Annotated in this window: 17 protein-coding genes; 8 read left to right on the forward strand and 9 right to left on the reverse strand. The window is 55.1% G+C overall.

The genetic code is table 11. The annotated features are described in order from the left end of the window. Window positions 1–12: 12 nt before the first annotated feature. On the forward strand, window positions 13–1,023 hold the full coding sequence (mglC, locus tag IMQ56_RS10960) for a galactose/methyl galactoside ABC transporter permease MglC (protein ID WP_003859318.1): 1,011 nt from the start codon (window positions 13–15) through the stop codon (window positions 1,021–1,023). A 38-nt stretch (window positions 1,024–1,061) separates the two neighbouring features. On the opposite strand, the gene IMQ56_RS10965 is transcribed toward mglC, so the two are convergent. The 6 genes from IMQ56_RS10965 to IMQ56_RS10990 all read right to left on the reverse strand — a co-directional run bounded on the left by IMQ56_RS10965 (window position 1,062) and on the right by IMQ56_RS10990 (window position 5,918). Beyond that, window positions 1,062–1,499 carry a helix-turn-helix transcriptional regulator gene (locus IMQ56_RS10965; RefSeq protein ID WP_045333654.1) on the reverse strand — a complete coding sequence of 146 codons (438 nt, stop codon included), beginning with the start codon at window positions 1,497–1,499 and terminating at the stop codon, window positions 1,062–1,064. Continuing rightward, on the reverse strand, window positions 1,496–2,845 hold the full coding sequence (locus IMQ56_RS10970) for a HipA domain-containing protein (protein ID WP_045333653.1): 1,350 nt from the start codon (window positions 2,843–2,845) through the stop codon (window positions 1,496–1,498). Before IMQ56_RS10970 ends, IMQ56_RS10965 begins: the two co-directional genes overlap by 4 nt. Window positions 2,846–2,979: 134 nt before the next feature. Then, the gene (gene sanA, locus IMQ56_RS10975; RefSeq protein WP_017383381.1) at window positions 2,980–3,690 is read right to left on the reverse strand and encodes an outer membrane permeability protein SanA; all 711 of its coding nucleotides are present in this window, start codon (window positions 3,688–3,690) and stop codon (window positions 2,980–2,982) included. Window positions 3,691–3,817: 127 nt separating this feature from the next. Continuing rightward, entirely contained in the window at window positions 3,818–4,702 is an 885-nt protein-coding gene (gene cdd / locus IMQ56_RS10980) for a cytidine deaminase (RefSeq protein ID WP_032671769.1), read from the reverse strand. Window positions 4,703–4,830: 128 nt separating this feature from the next. Beyond that, window positions 4,831–5,526, reverse strand: coding sequence for a CidB/LrgB family autolysis modulator (locus IMQ56_RS10985; protein WP_015572322.1), 696 nt, complete (start codon window positions 5,524–5,526; stop codon window positions 4,831–4,833). Continuing rightward, complete coding sequence (locus IMQ56_RS10990) at window positions 5,523–5,918, reverse strand: CidA/LrgA family protein (protein WP_032671768.1); 396 nt, start codon at window positions 5,916–5,918, stop codon at window positions 5,523–5,525. Before IMQ56_RS10990 ends, IMQ56_RS10985 begins: the two co-directional genes overlap by 4 nt. A 168-nt stretch (window positions 5,919–6,086) precedes the next feature. Here IMQ56_RS10990 and dusC point away from each other — a divergent pair, with 168 nt between their 5' ends. The 3 genes from dusC to IMQ56_RS11005 all read left to right on the forward strand — a co-directional run bounded on the left by dusC (window position 6,087) and on the right by IMQ56_RS11005 (window position 9,587). After that, complete coding sequence (gene dusC, locus IMQ56_RS10995) at window positions 6,087–7,022, forward strand: tRNA dihydrouridine(16) synthase DusC (protein WP_015572323.1); 936 nt, start codon at window positions 6,087–6,089, stop codon at window positions 7,020–7,022. 331 nt (window positions 7,023–7,353) lie between these two features. Beyond that, the gene (gene mdtQ / locus IMQ56_RS11000) at window positions 7,354–8,772 is read left to right on the forward strand and encodes a multidrug resistance outer membrane protein MdtQ (protein WP_063136629.1); all 1,419 of its coding nucleotides are present in this window, start codon (window positions 7,354–7,356) and stop codon (window positions 8,770–8,772) included. Between the two features lie 50 nt (window positions 8,773–8,822). Further along, window positions 8,823–9,587, forward strand: coding sequence for an SDR family oxidoreductase (locus IMQ56_RS11005; RefSeq protein ID WP_023295053.1), 765 nt, complete (start codon window positions 8,823–8,825; stop codon window positions 9,585–9,587). A gap of 77 nt (window positions 9,588–9,664) precedes the next feature. Here IMQ56_RS11005 and IMQ56_RS11010 read toward each other — a convergent pair whose 3' ends face one another. After that, complete coding sequence (locus IMQ56_RS11010; protein ID WP_015572327.1) at window positions 9,665–10,237, reverse strand: DedA family protein; 573 nt, start codon at window positions 10,235–10,237, stop codon at window positions 9,665–9,667. Between the two features lie 157 nt (window positions 10,238–10,394). Between IMQ56_RS11010 and IMQ56_RS11015 the strand changes: the two genes are divergently transcribed. Together IMQ56_RS11015 and pbpG are read left to right on the forward strand one after the other, a co-directional pair. Next, complete coding sequence (locus tag IMQ56_RS11015) at window positions 10,395–10,982, forward strand: Yip1 family protein (RefSeq protein WP_003859296.1); 588 nt, start codon at window positions 10,395–10,397, stop codon at window positions 10,980–10,982. Window positions 10,983–11,149: 167 nt separating this feature from the next. Further along, the gene (gene pbpG, locus IMQ56_RS11020) at window positions 11,150–12,073 is read left to right on the forward strand and encodes a D-alanyl-D-alanine endopeptidase (protein ID WP_015572329.1); all 924 of its coding nucleotides are present in this window, start codon (window positions 11,150–11,152) and stop codon (window positions 12,071–12,073) included. 101 nt (window positions 12,074–12,174) lie between these two features. Here pbpG and IMQ56_RS11025 read toward each other — a convergent pair whose 3' ends face one another. Beyond that, window positions 12,175–12,729, reverse strand: coding sequence for a GNAT family N-acetyltransferase (locus tag IMQ56_RS11025; protein ID WP_017693051.1), 555 nt, complete (start codon window positions 12,727–12,729; stop codon window positions 12,175–12,177). A 102-nt stretch (window positions 12,730–12,831) separates the two neighbouring features. Beyond that, the gene (gene dld, locus IMQ56_RS11030) at window positions 12,832–14,589 is read right to left on the reverse strand and encodes a D-lactate dehydrogenase (RefSeq protein ID WP_015572331.1); all 1,758 of its coding nucleotides are present in this window, start codon (window positions 14,587–14,589) and stop codon (window positions 12,832–12,834) included. Between the two features lie 189 nt (window positions 14,590–14,778). Here dld and bglX point away from each other — a divergent pair, with 189 nt between their 5' ends. Then, the gene (bglX, locus tag IMQ56_RS11035) at window positions 14,779–17,076 is read left to right on the forward strand and encodes a beta-glucosidase BglX (RefSeq protein ID WP_108394049.1); all 2,298 of its coding nucleotides are present in this window, start codon (window positions 14,779–14,781) and stop codon (window positions 17,074–17,076) included. Between the two features lie 136 nt (window positions 17,077–17,212). After that, entirely contained in the window at window positions 17,213–18,130 is a 918-nt protein-coding gene (locus IMQ56_RS11040; protein ID WP_015572333.1) for an ABC transporter substrate-binding protein, read from the forward strand. Window positions 18,131–18,139: the final 9 nt, after the last annotated feature.

Raw genomic sequence — 18,139 nt, forward strand, 5'->3', positions numbered from 1 at the left:
CAGGGGCTCCTCATGAGTGCGTTAAATAAAAAAAGTTTTCTCACTTATCTGAAAGAAGGCGGTATTTACGTTGTTCTTTTAGTCTTGCTGGCGATTATTATTTTCCAGGACCCTACGTTCTTAAGTCTGCTGAACTTGAGTAACATTCTGACCCAGTCTTCCGTACGTATTATTATCGCGCTTGGCGTGGCGGGACTTATCGTTACCCAGGGGACTGACCTTTCGGCAGGGCGCCAGGTGGGTCTGGCGGCGGTCATTGCGGCAACCCTGTTGCAGTCGATGGAAAACGCCAACAAGGTGTTCCCGGAGATGGCGACCATGCCGATTTTCGTGGTGATCCTGATCGTGTGCGCCATCGGCGCGGTAATTGGCCTGATTAACGGCATCATCATTGCTTACCTGAACGTGACGCCATTCATCACCACGCTTGGCACGATGATCATCGTTTATGGTATCAACTCCCTGTACTACGATTTCGTCGGCGCGTCTCCAATCTCTGGCTTCGACAGCGGCTTCTCGACCTTCACGCAGGGGTTTGTTGCGCTGGGCAGCTTCCGTCTCTCCTACATCACCTTCTATGCGCTGATTGCGGTGGCGTTCGTCTGGATCCTGTGGAACAAAACCCGCTTCGGTAAAAACATCTTTGCTATCGGCGGTAACCCTGAAGCGGCTAAAGTGTCCGGGGTCAACGTGGCTCTGAACCTGCTGATGATTTACGCCCTGTCCGGGGTCTTCTACGCCTTCGGCGGGATGCTGGAAGCGGGCCGTATCGGCTCTGCAACCAACAACCTCGGCTTTATGTACGAACTGGATGCGATTGCAGCCTGCGTGGTTGGCGGCGTCTCCTTCAGCGGCGGCGTGGGGACCGTGCTGGGCGTGGTGACCGGTGTGATCATCTTCACCGTTATCAACTACGGCCTGACCTACATCGGCGTGAACCCCTACTGGCAGTACATCATCAAGGGTGCCATCATCATCTTCGCGGTTGCGCTGGATTCACTGAAGTACGCGCGTAAGAAATAAGCGCTGGAATGAAAGAACCCGCAGCGATGCGGGTTTTTTTATGAGAAAAGTGAAGCGATAAGCGATTTTGAAACGGGCACTAGTCCGGTTTGAAGCCCAAAGGGTTTAAAGATTTTATTTATGACGTCAGCGGAATAATTGCCTCTGTTATTTTCTACATCCGACAATGTTTTCCGGGATACGCTGACCAGCTTTGCATATTCATCCTGCTTCAGCCCTAACACCTCGACCCTGAGCCTTTTCAGCGCCTCTCCCTGTGTAATTTTCCCCAGCAAAATGTCCCGTATGGCTGCATGCAGTACAGCCTGGCGATCAAGAGTACTAATCCGCGTTAAGCCTTGTGTAACGCGTTGCCTCTTCACTACCGATGGCTTGTCCGGATCTTCCGCCTCGTCATGATGTCGCTTTTTATTTACGCTGCGTACTTGAGCTAATGTCTGTAAAAGCTCTGATTCAGCTTCATTAGGTGTTTTCATAATAAACCCCAACGGGAAAGTTTATCCGGGATGTAGCGAAAACCCATCGCGGGCATTTCCATTATCTGTTCCGGAACGCCTCGCGCCGCCAGCCTTTCCGGGAGATCAATAAGCTGAACGGCTGTTTCATGCAGAGCATCAAGTAATGTTGTGGGAGGGATCCACTCCGCCAGCGTTTGTGCGATAGTGTTGAAATTATAATCCCCTCCTGATTCGCAAGATAATGACCACTTCAGGGTTCTTGGTATCCCTTCAGGATCGGCTTTCATCGGCGCAAAGTCATATACAGGGGAGAGCATAATTTGATTTTCAGCCTTCACAAAGGCGGTATTTCGCCCATGGTTGTCACTATTTCCAAAAATAATATTTAGCAGATCGCGACGCACCCATTCTGTTACAAATCCCGGAATATCAAAATGATAGCCCTGCTGCTGGACCATATGGCTGGAGGTGATTTTATTAATTAACGTGCGCAACGTTGTCTCATGATCAAGGAGGGTGCCGGGTGCCTTTTGTAATAGCGAATACACCGATTCCATACCCAGCCTGACCAGTTGGTCCTGCTCATTTCTCACTATGTCGAAACGCGGTAACCACAGAGACGGGTAATGGCTACCTTCTTCAAGGCGCATTGTTTCCACTGGGATCGTGGAAAAACCCATCGCGTTAAGCTCATGATAATAATGGAATTCAGCTCGCAGAATATTACAATCAACTTCTGTCCTGTTACCGCGTGGATATTTAACCAAATAATAGCGGTCCCGGTTATCCGGCTCGTTTTGCCAGGTATCGATCCAGATGGCATCAGTTTCACTACAGCGCAGCAAAAGTTTAGGCGCTTCACCGCCAGCACCGGTTGCACCACCCGCCGCCGCGCCTCTTTCCTGGGCATAATCCAGAAAATCGGCCGCACGATCGATTACGTCCGCAACCGTAAACGTTTTAGTGCTGGCGAATTTATTCCATTCTGGGACGGATTCTTTTATGCGCAAATTCCCCACAGGGGACATTGTGCCAAATTTCAGCAATAAGAAATTTTGCTGGCCAACGGGTAATTCACTGATGTCGAGCGCATTAATCCAGTAACGGCGGCTTGCTCCGGCGGGAATAATATCGTCGATAAATCGCAGCCAGCCCGGTTGGCCATGGTCATCAAAAAAGAGTGATACAGGGTGATTGACTGAGACTGCGTGAAAATCATCATAGTCGAGAAAATTAATCGCATACTCAGTGAGATAGTCTAACTGCGTGGTATTCCAGTCATTTTTTTCACTTCCTGGATATTTGATGAGAGCGATATCCGTCCATGTTTCGTTCAGATATGCCTGTACGGTTAACGTCTCCATCTCACCTCCATAACGCGACAATGTGTAAAATATTACTCATAGTCAGTGATAAAAACAAGTATTGCTACTTATATCACTCATTAGGTGTCTAAAAAGAGAGTAATGCGTTTTATATCACGCATTGTAGATCTGAATTACTTCTTCTGAATTTCCAGCAACTGCTCTGGCGTTACCGCCGGGTAACCCTGTGCATTCTCCGGCACTTCGTGCATCGTTGGGATCGGCACCAGCGGGCCTAAAAAGCGCGGTTCACGTTTGAATAAGTACAGGTCAGCCAGCGCGCCAAAACGAGCGCCAAACTCACGTACGCGCACGCTCAGCATATCCTTTGGCGATGGCACCGCATAACACTGCGCCTGAATGCCCATATGCAGGGCGATAAACAGCGCCCGCTCGCAGTGGAAACGCTGGGTAATGATGATGAAATCATTGGTGTCGAACACCTTGCGGGTACGCACGATGGAATCAAGCGTGCGGAATCCGGCGTAGTCGAGCACGATATCGGCCGGGTCGACGCCTGCGGCAATCAGATCTTTGCGCATCGTCACCGGCTCGTTATAGCTTTGCAGCGCGTTATCGCCGCTCAGCAGCAGATAGTTCACCTTGCCGCTGTTATAGGCGTTCAGCGCGCCCTGAATACGATACCGGTAATACTGATTTATGACGCCAGTGCGGTAATACTTGGCGGTGCCAAGCACCACACCAACCTGACGGTAGGGGAGATCCTGTAGGTCATCAAAAATGTAGGGGGCTGTTTTCCAGCTCATCCAGCGGTCGAGGCCCAGCACGATCAACAGCAGTATGCCGACCAGGACAGACAGGCTGTAAAACACGCGCTTTAACATGCAGATGGCTCGTACCGATGATGAAATTTCCCTCAGGCTACTGTACCAGCCTGGTTAGCGCAAGAAACAGCGATTCAACTGAGGGGTTTTTCGTCAGACTGGCGGGCAACTCTGCCCGCCGAACAGATTATGCCAGCAGCACGCGGTCGATGGTTGAACAGCCCAGCGCTTTCAGCGTGGCTGCGGTCGCGTCCCACTGGATCAGCGGCGCATCGGCCTTTTCAGCCAGGATTGCGCGCTGAATATCCGGGTAGTCATACCCGTTCAGGCTAAGCAGGTTCAGGGCACCCTGGAGCGGAGGCAGCGTCGGGTTAAATGCGGCGTTCTCTGCATAGCTGCCGGTGAAGATGCGGCCGTCGCGGCACTGAAGGGCGACGCCGCTTGGAGATTTGCTGTAGGGCGTGTGGCTTTTATTGGCGGCGGCAATGGCCGCTTCGCTCAGCTCATCTCCCGAGAGCGCATAATCGTGGTCCTGCTCGTCCATCAGCAGGGTTTTGATCTCAAGATCTTTCGGGCCGAAAGCATCCGGCAGGTAATCACCCAGCGTATGCGGTGCGCGTCCCGGCAGGTTGATACGCAGTTCAAGACCGCTGTTCAGCTCATTCATAAACTGGCGGCAGTGGCCGCAAGGGGTATAGTTGACGGTGATGGCGCGCAGGGCTTTTTCGCCGCGCAGCCAGGCGTGACTGATGGCGCTCTGCTCCGCGTGGACGGTTTGCTGCATGGTCGCACCAAGAAACTCCATGTTTCCGCCGAAGTACCAGGTTCCGCTCACGCCGCGCGCAATTGCGCCTACGTTAAAATGGGAAAGGTCAGCGCGGGCGCAGGCAGCCGCAAGGGGCAGCAGGGCGAAAGCCAGCGCGTCTTCGTCCAGCCCCGTTGCCTGTTTAAGGGCCGTGACCTGATCTGCCGTCAGCAGGGCGGGGAAATGCGCATCCGCCAGAACCGGAGCCAGGGCTGATTGCAAATTCTCTGCAAGCTGAGAGAAAGCAGCTTGAAAACGTGGATGCATGACGTTGCCTCATCAAGGTTAATGGATCGGTAGTGTACGGAGCCGTACGGCCTTTATATGTGATCCAAATCTCATTATGTGTGCAACTTATGAAATGAAAATGAAATTTGCGCGACGCATCGCAAATTTTAGCCCATGACTGCCAGAATAATCGGGAAGATAAACGGCGCGACCAGGGAAGTGATAATCCCGCAGATCACCAGCGCCAGCGAGCTGAATGCCCCTTCCTGATAATCCAGTTCCGCGCAGCGTGCGGTGCCCAGCGCGTGCGAGGCGGTACCCATCGCCAGACCGCGTGCCGCTTTGGTCCGAATTTTCATGATATTCAGCAGCGTATGACCAAACACCGCGCCCAGGATACCGACAAAAATCACGCACACGGCGCTGATGGCCGGAATGCCCCCGATGCTGCCGCCCACGGCCATGGCAATCGGCGTGGTGACGGATTTAGGCAGGATAGAGGCGGCGATCTGCGGCGACGCGCCCATCAATAAGGCCACCGAGGTGCCGGTGATCATCGCAACAAGGCTACCCACAAAGCAGATGGTAATGATGGATTTCCAGCGCGCGCGGATCTGATGCAGTTGCTCATATAAAGGAAACGCCAGCGCCACCACGGCAGGCTGCAACAAATCGTTGAGGATCTTGCTCCCGGCGAAGTAACGCTCATAAGGAATGCCGGTGAGCAGCAGAAAAGGAATAATCACCACCATGGCGACCAGCAGCGGGTTGAGCAACGGCATTTTGAAACGCACCGCAAGCTTACGCGCAGCAAAGAACACCACCAGGGTTAACGGCAGGGACCACCAGATATTCGCCATCATTTTTTTGTTCTCTCCCCGACGACCTTGCGTTCGCCATGCACAATGTGTGAACTCCAGCTGACGACCAGGAATACCACCAGCGTACTGATGGCGCAGGAGACCACAATCGGGCCGAACTGCGCTTTAAGCACATCGTAATACTGCATCACCCCAACGCCGATAGGCACAAAAAGCAGGGCCATATAGCGAATGAGAACGAAGCACCCCGGATTAACCCATTTCGCGGGCAGCACCTGTAATGCCAGTAGCACAAACAGGATCAGCATGCCGATAATGCTGCCGGGTATCGTAATCGGCAGCAGCGAAGCGATAAAAATGCCGGCGTACAGGCAGGCATAAATGAGGACGAAGGCGCGAAGGTATTGCCAGATAGTATTCAGTGATTTGCTCATGGTGAAAGTCCTTGCTGAGACGTATTCATCATACAATTAAACCTGAAAATGTGCCACGGATCACATCATGAATTTTGGGCATACCAGACATTCCGCAATGGAACGCCGGGCTTTCAACATACATAGAGAGCAGCTACTATAGCGCGTCTTTTTTCACAGGTACTCAGAATGCGTGTTTTACTGGCCCCGATGGAAGGTGTGCTCGACTCTCTCGTGCGCGAGCTGCTTACCGAGGTGAACGATTACGATCTCTGCGTGACGGAGTTTCTGCGCGTGGTCGATATGTTGCTGCCAGAAAAATCATTTTATCGTCTCTGCCCGGAACTGCATCGTCAGAGCCGCACTCCGTCCGGTACGCTGGTGCGCGTCCAGCTGCTCGGCCAGTATCCTGAGTGGCTGGCTGAAAACGCCGCCCGCGCGGTAGCGCTTGGTTCGTACGGCGTCGATCTTAACTGCGGCTGTCCGTCAAAGCTGGTCAACGGCAGCGGCGGGGGGGCGACGCTACTTAAAGATCCGGAGCTGATTTATCGCGGCGCAAAGGCCATGCGTGAGGCGGTGCCATCGCATCTGCCGGTGACGGTCAAAGTGCGTCTGGGATGGGACAGCGACGACAAGCAGTTTGAAATTGCTGACGCGGTGCAGCAGGCGGGCGCCACCGAGCTGGTGGTGCACGGGCGAACCAAAGAGGATGGTTATAAAGCCGAGCGCATTAACTGGCAGGCGATTGGCGAGATCCGCAAACGGCTTACGATCCCGGTGATTGCCAACGGCGAAATCTGGGATTACGAGAGCGCGCAGGCCTGCCTCAAAGAGACCGGCTGTAATGCCGTGATGATTGGCCGCGGTGCGCTGAACGTGCCGAACCTCAGCCGGGTGGTGAAATATAATGAGCCGCGGATGCCGTGGGCGGATGTGGTGAAACTACTGCAAAAATACACGCGGCTGGAAAAGCAGGGCGATACCGGCTTGTATCACGTCGCGCGCATTAAGCAGTGGCTGAGTTATTTGCGTAAAGAGTACGACGACGCGCTGGGATTATTTCAGGAGATCCGTACCCTACAGACGTCTGCGGATATTGCCCGGGTGATCCAGTCAAAATCCTGAGCGAAGTGTGAAGTGTTTGCCCGGCGCGGAGCCGGGCAACAGAATCAGAAAATCATCTTGAATACGCCGGTTACCACCAGCAGCCCTATCAGAAATATAATCAAAATAACCCACAATAATATTTTCATTCGCCTCTCCTGCGTATGTCTGTCGAAGTAAGTGTAGCAGCCAATTCATAATTAGCATGAATACATGAAATTAAATCATTGTCTTGGAGAATAAATTTCCGGATATGAAAATGTATAACAATATGCAGATTGCCACGCGTTACTAAAAAACGGAACGTCAGTAAGCGTAAGTTGCGCCTTTATTTTTTTGAGTTCATGGCGTAATGAAACGTTCTCTTACTTTATATCTGAGTGCTCCTCTTGTTTTTATGCTGGCCGCCTGCGCGCCGGAACATGCCACGGTGTCTCCAGTAAAAACGCAAGCCGCCGCCGCAGCTGTAAATACCCAACTGCGTCATGCCGACTGGCCAAAAAGCGAATGGTGGAAAGACTTTAACGACCCCCAGCTCAACGCGCTGATCGACAAAGCGCTGGCGGATGCGCCGGATATGCAAATTGCCCGTCAGCGTATCACCCTGGCGGAAGCACAGGCGAAAGCCGCTGTCGCTGCTGAGGGTCCACAGCTGGATTTTTCCGCAGATGTTGAACGGCAAAAAATGTCGGCAGAGGGGCTGATGGGTCCATTTGCGCTGACCGATCCGGCGGCGGGGACAACCGGCCCCTGGTACACCAACGGCACCTTTGGTCTGACGGCGGGTTGGGATTTGGATTTATGGGGTAAAAACCGCGCCCAAATTGAGGCCCGCATCGGTCAGGTGAATGCGCAAAAAGCGGAGCTGGAGCAGACCCGCCAGCTGCTCGCCAGCAGCGTCGCGCGGCTGTACTGGGACTGGCAGACCGAGGCCGCGGTGGGTGACGTACTCGCGCAAATCAAACGGGAGCAGGAAAATATCATCGGTGCCGATCGTGAGCTTTATCAGCACGGCATTACCTCCTCGGTGGAAGGCGTTGAAACGGATATCAATGCCAGCAAAACCGATGAACAGCTCGCTGACGTGCACGGCAAAATGAAGGTCATTGAGGCGCGTCTGAATGCGTTGACCCATACCCCTTCAGTCACGCTCGCCCGGCATGCCTTACCTGACGCAGAGGCGTCGTTGCCATCAACGCTCGGTTATGAACTGCTGGCTCGGCGCCCGGATTTGCAGGAGGCGCACTGGTATATCGAAGCATCCATGAGCGAAGTGGATGCCGCCAGAGCCGCGTTCTACCCTGACATCAATTTGATGGCATTCTTGCAGCAGGATGCATTGCACCTGAGTGACCTGTTCCGCTCATCTGCGCAGCAAATGGGCGTAACCGCCGGGCTGACGCTGCCAATTTTTGACAGCGGTCGGTTGAATGCGAACCTGGATATCGCCCAGGCGCAAAACAACCTCTCCGTGGCGAACTACAACAAGGCCGTGGTAGATGCCGTAAACCAGGTTGCCCGGACGGCCAGCGAAGTGGAAACGCTGACCGCCAAAAATCAGCACCAGCAGCAGATCGAAAAAGATGCGGCGCGCGTCGTTGCGCTGGCACAGGCGCGTTTCAGCGCCGGGATCATTGCCGGCTCCCGGGTGAGTGAAGCAAAAATTCCGGCGCTCAAAGAGCGTATTACCGGGTTGATGCTGAAAGGTCAGTACGTGGATGCCACGCTCCAGCTCACCTCCGCGCTGGGTGGCGGATATCATCACGGCTAACATTGCGCATTATCTATACTTACCTCTTTGCAGATTATCAGGAGGTGAGTATGACGCGAGTCGCAATTGTTACCGCATCGGATTCAGGAATTGGCAAAACGACGGCCCTGATGCTGGCCGAACGCGGGTTTGATGTCGGAGTAACCTGGCATTCAGATGAGAAAGGGGCGCTGGCAACCTGCCGTGAAATTGAAGCGCGCGGGCAGCGTGCCGAGGCCATTCATCTCGACTTAAGCAATTTGCCGGAAGGCGCAAAGGCCATTGAAACCCTGATTACGCGTTTCGGGCGGCTGGATGTGCTGGTTAACAATGCCGGGGCGATGAATAAAGCGCCATTTCTAGACCTGTCGTTTGACGACTGGCGGCACATATTCACCGTTGACGTGGACGGCGCATTTCTCTGCTCGCAAATCGCGGCGCGTCAGATGGTGAAGCAGGGGGAAGGGGGGCGGATCGTGAATATCACCTCGGTGCATGAACATACGCCATTGCCGGACGCCAGCGCCTATACGGCGGCCAAACATGCGCTGGGCGGGTTAACAAAGTCGATGGCGCTGGAGCTGGTTAAACATAAGATTCTGGTGAACGCCGTTGCGCCCGGAGCGATCGCCACGCCGATGAATGATATGGACGACAGCGAAGTGAAAGAAGGCGCAATGCCGGAAATCCCGCTGGCACGGCCAGGGCATACCAAAGAAATTGCCAGCCTGGTGGCGTGGCTGTGTGACAGCGACGCCAGCTACACCACCGGGCAGTCGTTTATCGTCGACGGCGGTTTTATGCTGGCGAATCCGCAGTTTAAGCCTGCGGAATAAGCATTCCCCTCACCCCCAAGGGGAGAGGGTGTATAGCGTTTGGGGAGAGGGGTAGGGTGAGGGGCAGCAGGCCGAACTCACTCTTCATCCCGCCGCTTTTCGCGATGCTTGAGCCACAGCCGTACCACAATCACCACCGCAACAACCAGGATCAACCAGGCCCAGTGTTTAAGATGCTGATCGAGATTATGCAGCCACGGACCTATTACTTCGCCACCCACGTAGCCAAGCGTGGTGAAAATCAGCGCCCAGGCAATCGCCCCGAGAATGTTCAGCGGCAGGAAGATTTTCGGCGGTAAGCGGCTCGCGCCAATCAGTATTGGCCCGATGATGCGAAAGCCGTACATAAAGCGGGTACCAATCACAAACAGCCAGGGACGTCGCTGGATAAGCCGCTGAGCACGGCGAATTTTCTTTTGATGCTTAGCAAAACGTTGCAAAAGCGTCGGGCCAAAGCGCAGCCCCAGAAAGTAGAGCAGCTGATCGCCAATCATACCGCCCAACGCGACGGCGGCGACCACCAGCGAGAATTTCAGCAATCCCTGATGTGCGGCCACCCCGCCCAGCAGCGTGATGGTTTCGCCTTCCGCGACGCTGCCGATCACCAGCGCGGCGTATCCATATTGTTCAATAAGACCGTTGATATCCATTACGTAAACGTCATCTCCCTTACTGTGCCTGCGTTAATCATATACCCCATCCATCAACCGCGCGGCAATCAACGGAAATTTCCCACTGTACATAAAATAATCTAAAGCCTGCATTATACTTAAGCTATCGCTGACGGGCCGACAACAAGGGGGCGTTATGAACCATGTCTGGGGACTTTTCTCCCATCCCGATCGTGAAATGCAGGTGATCCGTAACGAGAACGAAACGGTCGCGCATCACTATACCCACCATGTCCTGCTGATGGCAGCGGTGCCGGTGGTCTGCGCGTTTATTGGTACTACGCAGATAGGCTGGAACTTTGGTGACGGCACCGTGGTTCAGCTTTCCTGGTTTACCGGACTGTACCTGGCCATTCTGTTTTATGGCCTGATGCTGGCCGGGGTGGCGGTGATGGGGCGGGTCATCCACTGGATGGCGCGCAACTATCCGCAGCGCCCGTCGCTGGCACACTGTATGGTCTTCGCCGGATACGTCGCGACCCCGCTGTTTTTAAGCGGTATTGTCGCGCTCTATCCACTGGTCTGGCTGTGCGCGCTGATCGGTACGGTTGCCCTCTTTTACACCGGTTATCTGCTGTATGTAGGGGTGCCAACCTTCCTCAATATCAATAAAGAAGAGGGCCTGAGCTTCTCCAGCTCTACGCTTGCCATCGGCGTACTGGTCCTTGAGGCGCTACTGGCCCTGACAGTTATTCTTTGGGGTTATGGATACCGTCTCTTTTAAGTTCCCTGCATTGCTGGCGTAAATGCCAGCAATGCAGCATCTGGTTATGATTCTCCGCTGGCGACAACGCACGGTGATCGCTATGATGCCGAAGCCAGCCTGTGTTTATCCGTTGACACAGGCGGTGTACGTCATAACGTGCGTGAATCATTATCAGAAGTCTCATCATGCTGAAATTTCGAGTGTCACTCCTTAGTCTTGCGCTGCTGCTGGGCGTCTCCGCTACCGCGCCAGCCATCGCCAAAACGACCGCAGTCGCCACCGCTGCTGCGCAACCCCAGATTGCGTCCGGCAGCGCGATGATCGTTGACCTGAATACCAACAAGGTGATCTACGCCAGTCATCCGGATCTGGTGCGCCCGATCGCTTCCATAACCAAAGTCATGACCGCGATGGTGGTGCTTGATGCACGACTGCCGCTGGACGAAAAGCTGAAGGTGGATATCAGCCACACGCCAGAGATGAAAGGGATCTACTCTCGCGTGCGTCTGAACAGTGAAATCAGCCGTAAAAATATGCTGCTGCTGGCGCTGATGTCCTCTGAGAACCGCGCGGCGGCAAGCCTTGCCCACCATTATCCTGGTGGTTACGACGCGTTTATCCGCGCGATGAACGCCAAAGCCAAAGCGCTGGGGATGAAAAATACCCATTTCGTAGAGCCAACCGGTCTGTCGATTCATAACGTCTCGACGGCGCGTGATTTAACCAAGCTGCTGATCGCCAGTAAGCAATACCCGCTGATCGGTCAGCTCAGTACCACGCGTGAGGAGATGGCGACATTCTCGAACCCGGCGTATACGCTGCCGTTCCGCAACACTAACCATCTGGTGTATCGCGATAACTGGAATATTCAGTTAACCAAGACCGGATTCACTAATGCGGCAGGGCACTGCCTGGTGATGCGCACCGTGTTTAACGGTAAGCCAGTGGCGCTGGTAGTGATGGATGCCTTCGGCAAATATACCCACTTTGCGGACGCCAGCCGCCTGCGCACCTGGATTGAAACCGGGAAAGTGCAGCCGGTGCCGGCTTCAGCGCTGGCGTATAAAAAGCAGAAAGCGGAACAGATGGCGACGGCGCAGAACGACTGAGCCGCCTGTCTGTGCCGGGTGGCGGCTTCGCCTTACCCGGCCTACGGCCCAAAAGCGGCCCCGATACGTAGGCCAAGCGAAGCGCCACCGGGCGAAAGCGCCTACTCCGGCAGCGTCCAGTCACCATCGTTGAGTGGACGCTGCATGATCAACGTATCCCGCCAGTCGCCCTTCTTATACCCCACGCTGCGCAGTTGACCGACAACCTCGAAGCCATGTTTTTTATGCAGCCGTAACGATCCCGCATTATTGTTTCCGTCACCAACCACGGCAATCATCTGCCGCCAGGGTCCTTGTTCACAACGGGCGATCAGTGCCTGGAGTAAGGCCGAGCCAAACCCGCGCCCGGTAGTGCTGGCATCCACATAGATGGATTCCTCAAGGGTGTACCGGTAGGCCTGGCGTGGACGATAAAACGTGGCGTAGCAGTAGCCGACAACAATGCCGCGATACAGCGCAACCAGCCACGGTAAACCGCTGTCGGTCACGCTCTTCATCCGCTGAAGCATCTCATCGACGGTGGGAGGAACTTCCTCGAAGGACGCACGGCCATGAAGCACATGCCAGGCGTATATCGCCGAGATGGCATGCGCATCGTCAGGAAGGGCGTCGCGCACCTCGATTTCAGTTTCGGGGAAAATTTCTACAGCCGACATGTTCTGCCCGCTCCTTGTTTGGAAAGCCAGAGAAACGTTTCTCTGGCAACAGGCAGATACTCTAGTACGTTTGAGGAGGGCTTAACAATCTCTTAAATTTGGCTATAAGAGTTCATCAGAGGCTTGCGTATTGTGTTCCTCTGTTTCGGCACTCTCTTTCCAGTATTTCTTCCGCGTTGTCTTACCAATGCCCGGGTTCATACTGTTTGTAGGGTCATTTTTGCGATAAAACTGTTTAAGCGTCTCCGGCGCTTTGTACAGGTGTCCTACGTTGTGCTCGGCAGGATATTGCGCGCCACGCTCGTGCAGCAGCGCCAGCATCTGTTCTTTCAGCGCGTGTGCATCAACCCCTTTTTTGACGATGTAATCCTGATGGAAGACATAGCACATAAAGTGGCCGTAATAGAGCTTATGCACCAGCTTGCTGTCGATCTCCGGCGGCAGATGTTCAAACCACTCGGTATCGTTGCGACGCAGGGCGATATCCAGCGCCAGAATATCCTCCACCTCTTCGGAATGCACCGCCTGATAACGGATGGCAGCACCCGCCGCGGCGAAGCGGTGCAGGAAGGCTTTGCTGCCTTCTTCCGGCGTACAGGCAAAGAAATCCCCGTCGGCGGTTTTGAAGAATTCGGTGAGCCAGCTCTGCGCTTCGGCAATTCCGTCCCCGGCCATTTTCAGCAGCAGATGGTGCTCATACTTGTCGCGCCAGGTCTTCATCCGCTCCGGTAAATGCGCCGGGAAGACGTTACCCAGCTTCTGCATAAAGCGGTCGGTGAAGTGCGGTTTGAACAACGATACTTTCTCCAGCATCGCGTCGGTGCGGCCCTTCATAGTGAAGAAGAACGGCATTTTGTCGGTGCCGAGCTTGTCGATCATCAGGAAGGTATCTTTGCCGTAGCGCTCGGCGATGTCGTAAATGTCCCGGTGCATATACTCGCCCGCCACCGGCAGGTGAGTGAACTCGGCCAGAATATGACGACGGATCTCCGTCAGCACCTCCGGCTGATTGGTGCCGATGTAAAACACCTGCTGCTTTTTCTCTGCCGGGAAGGTATCGAGGCGCACCGCAAAAACGGCCAGCTTGCCCGCGCAGCCGGAGGATTCAAACAGGCGATCCGGATCGGCATTATAGCGCGCCGGCGTATCGGCATTGATATCGCGCACGCGGGTGATGTAATCGTGGTCATGCGCGTGACGGCCATCGTGCTGAACGTCTTCGTCCTTTACGCGGTCATCGTCGAGTTTGCTGAGGATCTGCTCTGGCGTTACGCCCAGATCGATCCCCAGATGGTTAACCAGCGTCAGCTTGCCGTTTTCATCGATACGGGCGAACAGCGACATTTCCGTGTAAGCCGGGCCGCGCTGCACCAGCGAGCCGCCGGAGTTATTGCAGATCCCGCCGATCACCGAGGCGCCAATGCACGATGAGCCGATCACCGAGTGCGGTTCGCGTCCCAGCGGCTTAAGCGCTTTTTCCAGCGAGTAAAGCGTGGTGCCGGGGAAGGCGAGCACCTGTTCGCCCTTGTCCAGCAGGTGCAGTTTGTCGAGGCGCAGGGTGCTGATAATCACGATGTCACGATCGTAATCGTTGCCGTTCGGCGTGGAGCCTTCGGTCAGGCCGGTATTCGCAGCCTGCATTAAAATAATCTTGTCTGCCGCAACGCAGGCGCTGAGCACGCGCCACAGTTCGAGCAACGTACCGGGGAAAACTACCGCCAGCGCGTCGCCCTGGCCGGAGCGAAAGCCCTTACGATAGCGGGCGGTTTTGGCCGGGTCGGTAAGCAGGTGAGAGTGACCAACCAGGCGAGACAGTTCGTTAATAAATGTAGTGTTATCGTCAGTTCGAACAGAAGACATCTTCCACTCCTTGTGGTGGGGCAAATTTCTCGCTGTAAAGCATAGCGCGATTAGCCGTTGAGCGGTCGGGTATTCATGAGAAAAATCAGAGAATAACCCTGCAAGGTTTTCAGGCTTTATGGCACACTGCGCTTTTCGCACGGTCTGGCCGGGTGCTTCCCGCGGTTATTGATGAGAGAGAATAACAACATGAAATGGCTATGTTCTGTAGGTGTTGCCGTCAGCCTGGCGCTGCAACCTGCGCTGGCAGAGGATTTGTTTGGTAATCACCCGCTCACGCCCGAAGCCCGCGACGCCTTTGTCACGGATTTACTCAAAAAGATGACGGTCGATGAGAAAATCGGCCAGCTGCGCCTGATCAGCGTCGGTCCGGATAACCCGAAGGAAGCCATTCGCGAGATGATCAAAGACGGGCAGGTAGGGGCCATTTTTAACACCGTTACCCGCCAGGATATCCGCAAGATGCAGGATCAGGTGATGGAGCTGAGCCGCCTGAAAATTCCACTGTTCTTCGCTTATGACGTGGTGCACGGCCAGCGTACCGTCTTCCCGATTAGTCTCGGCTTAGCCTCCTCTTTTAATCTTGATGCGGTGAAAACCGTCGGGCGCGTTTCGGCATATGAAGCCGCAGACGACGGCCTGAATATGACCTGGGCACCGATGGTTGACGTCTCCCGCGATCCGCGCTGGGGCCGCGCTTCGGAGGGCTTCGGTGAAGACACGTATTTAACCGCCACGATGGGCAAAACCATGGTGGAAGCGATGCAGGGCAAAAGTCCGGCAGATCGTTACTCGGTCATGACCAGCGTCAAGCACTTCGCCGCCTATGGCGCGGTGGAGGGCGGTAAAGAGTACAACACCGTCGACATGAGCCCACAGCGCCTGTTTAACGACTACATGCCGCCATACAAGGCAGGGCTGGACGCGGGCAGCGGGGCGGTGATGGTAGCGCTGAACTCTCTCAACGGCACGCCTGCCACCTCCGATTCGTGGCTGCTGAAAGACGTGTTGCGCGACCAGTGGGGCTTTAAGGGCATTACCGTCTCTGACCACGGCGCGATTAAAGAGCTGATTAAACACGGCACGGCGTCCGATCCGGAAGACGCGGTACGCGTGGCGCTCAAGTCCGGCATCAACATGAGCATGAGCGACGAGTATTACAGCAAATACCTGCCGGGGTTGGTGAAGAGCGGCAAAGTGACGATGGCAGAGCTGGACGACGCCGCTCGCCACGTGCTGAACGTGAAATATGACATGGGGCTGTTTAACGATCCTTACAGCCATCTGGGGCCGAAGGATTCAGACCCGGCGGACACCAACGCCGAAAGCCGTCTGCACCGTAAAGAAGCCCGGGAAGTAGCGCGCGAAAGCCTGGTGCTGCTGAAAAACCGTCTCGACACGCTGCCGCTGAAAAAATCCGGCACCATTGCCGTGGTCGGTCCGCTGGCCGACAGCAAGCGTGACGTCATGGGCAGCTGGTCCGCCGCAGGCGTGGCGGATCAGTCCGTTACCGTGCTGACCGGCATTAAGAGCGCCGTGGGTGATAATGCAAAAGTGGTTTACGCCAAAGGCGCGAACGTCACCAACGATAAAGACATCGTGACCTTCCTCAACCAGTACGAGGAAGCGGTGAAGGTGGATCCGCGCACGCCGAAAGAGATGATCGACGAAGCGGTGAACGCCGCGAAGCAGTCCGACGTGGTGGTCGCGGTGGTGGGTGAAGCGCAGGGGATGGCGCACGAAGCCTCCAGTCGTACCGACATCACTATCCCGCAAAGCCAGCGTGATCTGATCGCGGCCCTGAAAGCCACCGGCAAGCCGCTGGTGCTGGTGCTGATGAACGGGCGTCCGCTGGCGCTGGTGAAAGAAGATAAGCAGGCTGACGCCATTCTGGAAACCTGGTTCGCCGGTACCGAAGGCGGTAATGCCATTGCCGACGTGCTGTTTGGCGATTACAACCCGTCCGGCAAGCTGCCGATGTCCTTCCCGCGCTCCGTCGGGCAGATCCCGGTTTACTACAGCCACCTGAACACCGGTCGTCCGTATAACGCCGACAAGCCGAACAAGTACACGTCTCGTTATTTCGATGAGGCGAACGGCCCGCTGTATCCGTTTGGCTATGGCCTGAGCTACACCACCTTCAAGGTGTCTGACGTGAAAATGTCGGCGCCGACCCTGAAGCATGACGGCAAAGTGACCGCCAGCGTGGAGGTGACCAACAGCGGCAAACGCGAAGGCGCGACGGTGATCCAGATGTACATTCAGGATGTCACGGCCTCCATGAGCCGTCCGGTGAAACAGCTGCGCGGCTTCGAGAAGGTCAACCTGAAACCGGGCGAAACCAGAACGGTCAGCTTCCCGATTGACGTGAATGCGCTGAAGTTCTGGAACCAGCAGATGAAATACGATGCCGAGCCTGGCAAATTCAACGTCTTCATTGGCGTGGATTCCGCCCGCGTGAACAAAGCCGAATTCGAGCTGCAATAATCTTACCTTCCTCCCCATCCCCCGCCTGGCGGGGGATGCCTCTCATCTTGTACGAAAAACGGTTAAATTCGCTGTTTTAAGCTACGCTTTTGTCTCAAGCCTATGAAAAAGGCCACAAAATAATGAGGAAAGCAGAATGACGATTATTAAGGGGATAACAGGATCGGCGGTGCTTCTGGCGGCGCTAAGCCTGCCGCTACAGGCCGCAGAGCCGGTTAAGGTGGGTTCCAAAATTGATACCGAGGGCGCGTTGCTCGGCAATATCATTTTGCAGGTACTCGAAAGCCACGGCGTGAAAACGGTCAATAAAGTACAGCTTGGCACCACGCCTGTCGTGCGCGGTGCCATCACGTCCGGCGAGCTGGATATCTACCCGGAATACACCGGCAACGGGGCATTCTTCTTCAAGGATGAAAACGATCCGGCCTGGAAAAATGCCAAAGCCGGGTACGAAAAAGTCAAAAAGCTGGACGCGGAAAAAAATAAGCTGGTCTGGCTTACGCCGGCACCGGCCAACAACACCTGGACCATCGCGGTGCGTAAAGATATTGCCGAGAAAGGCAAGCTCACCTCGCTTGACGATCTCAGCCGCTACCTGAAAGAGAAGGGCGAGTTTAAGCTCGCGGCCTCGGCAGAGTTTATCGAGCGCGCTGATGCCCTGCCAGCGTTTGAAAAAGCCTATGATTTCAAGCTCGATCAGTCTCAGCTGCTCTCGCTGGCGGGCGGCGACACGGCGGTGACCATTAAGGCGGCGGCGCAGCAAACCTCCGGCGTCAACGCGGCGATGGCCTACGGCACCGACGGCCCGGTCGCGGCGCTTGGTCTGCAAACCCTGACCGACCCGAAAGGCGTTCAGCCAATTTACGCCCCAACCCCGGTCGTGCGCGAGGCGGTGCTGAAAGCCTATCCGGATATTGCGGAATGGCTCAAACCGGTGTTTGAAAAACTGGATGCGAAAACGCTGCAACAGCTGAATGCCAGCATTGCCGTTGAGGGGCTGGATGCCAAAAAGGTGGCTGCCGACTTCCTGAAACAACAAGGGCTTGTGAAGTAACGGGACAAG

Source organism: Enterobacter sp. Res13-Sevr-PEC09-46, assembly GCF_015672585.1.
In the GTDB taxonomy this organism is placed as follows: domain Bacteria; phylum Pseudomonadota; class Gammaproteobacteria; order Enterobacterales; family Enterobacteriaceae; genus Enterobacter; species Enterobacter hormaechei_C.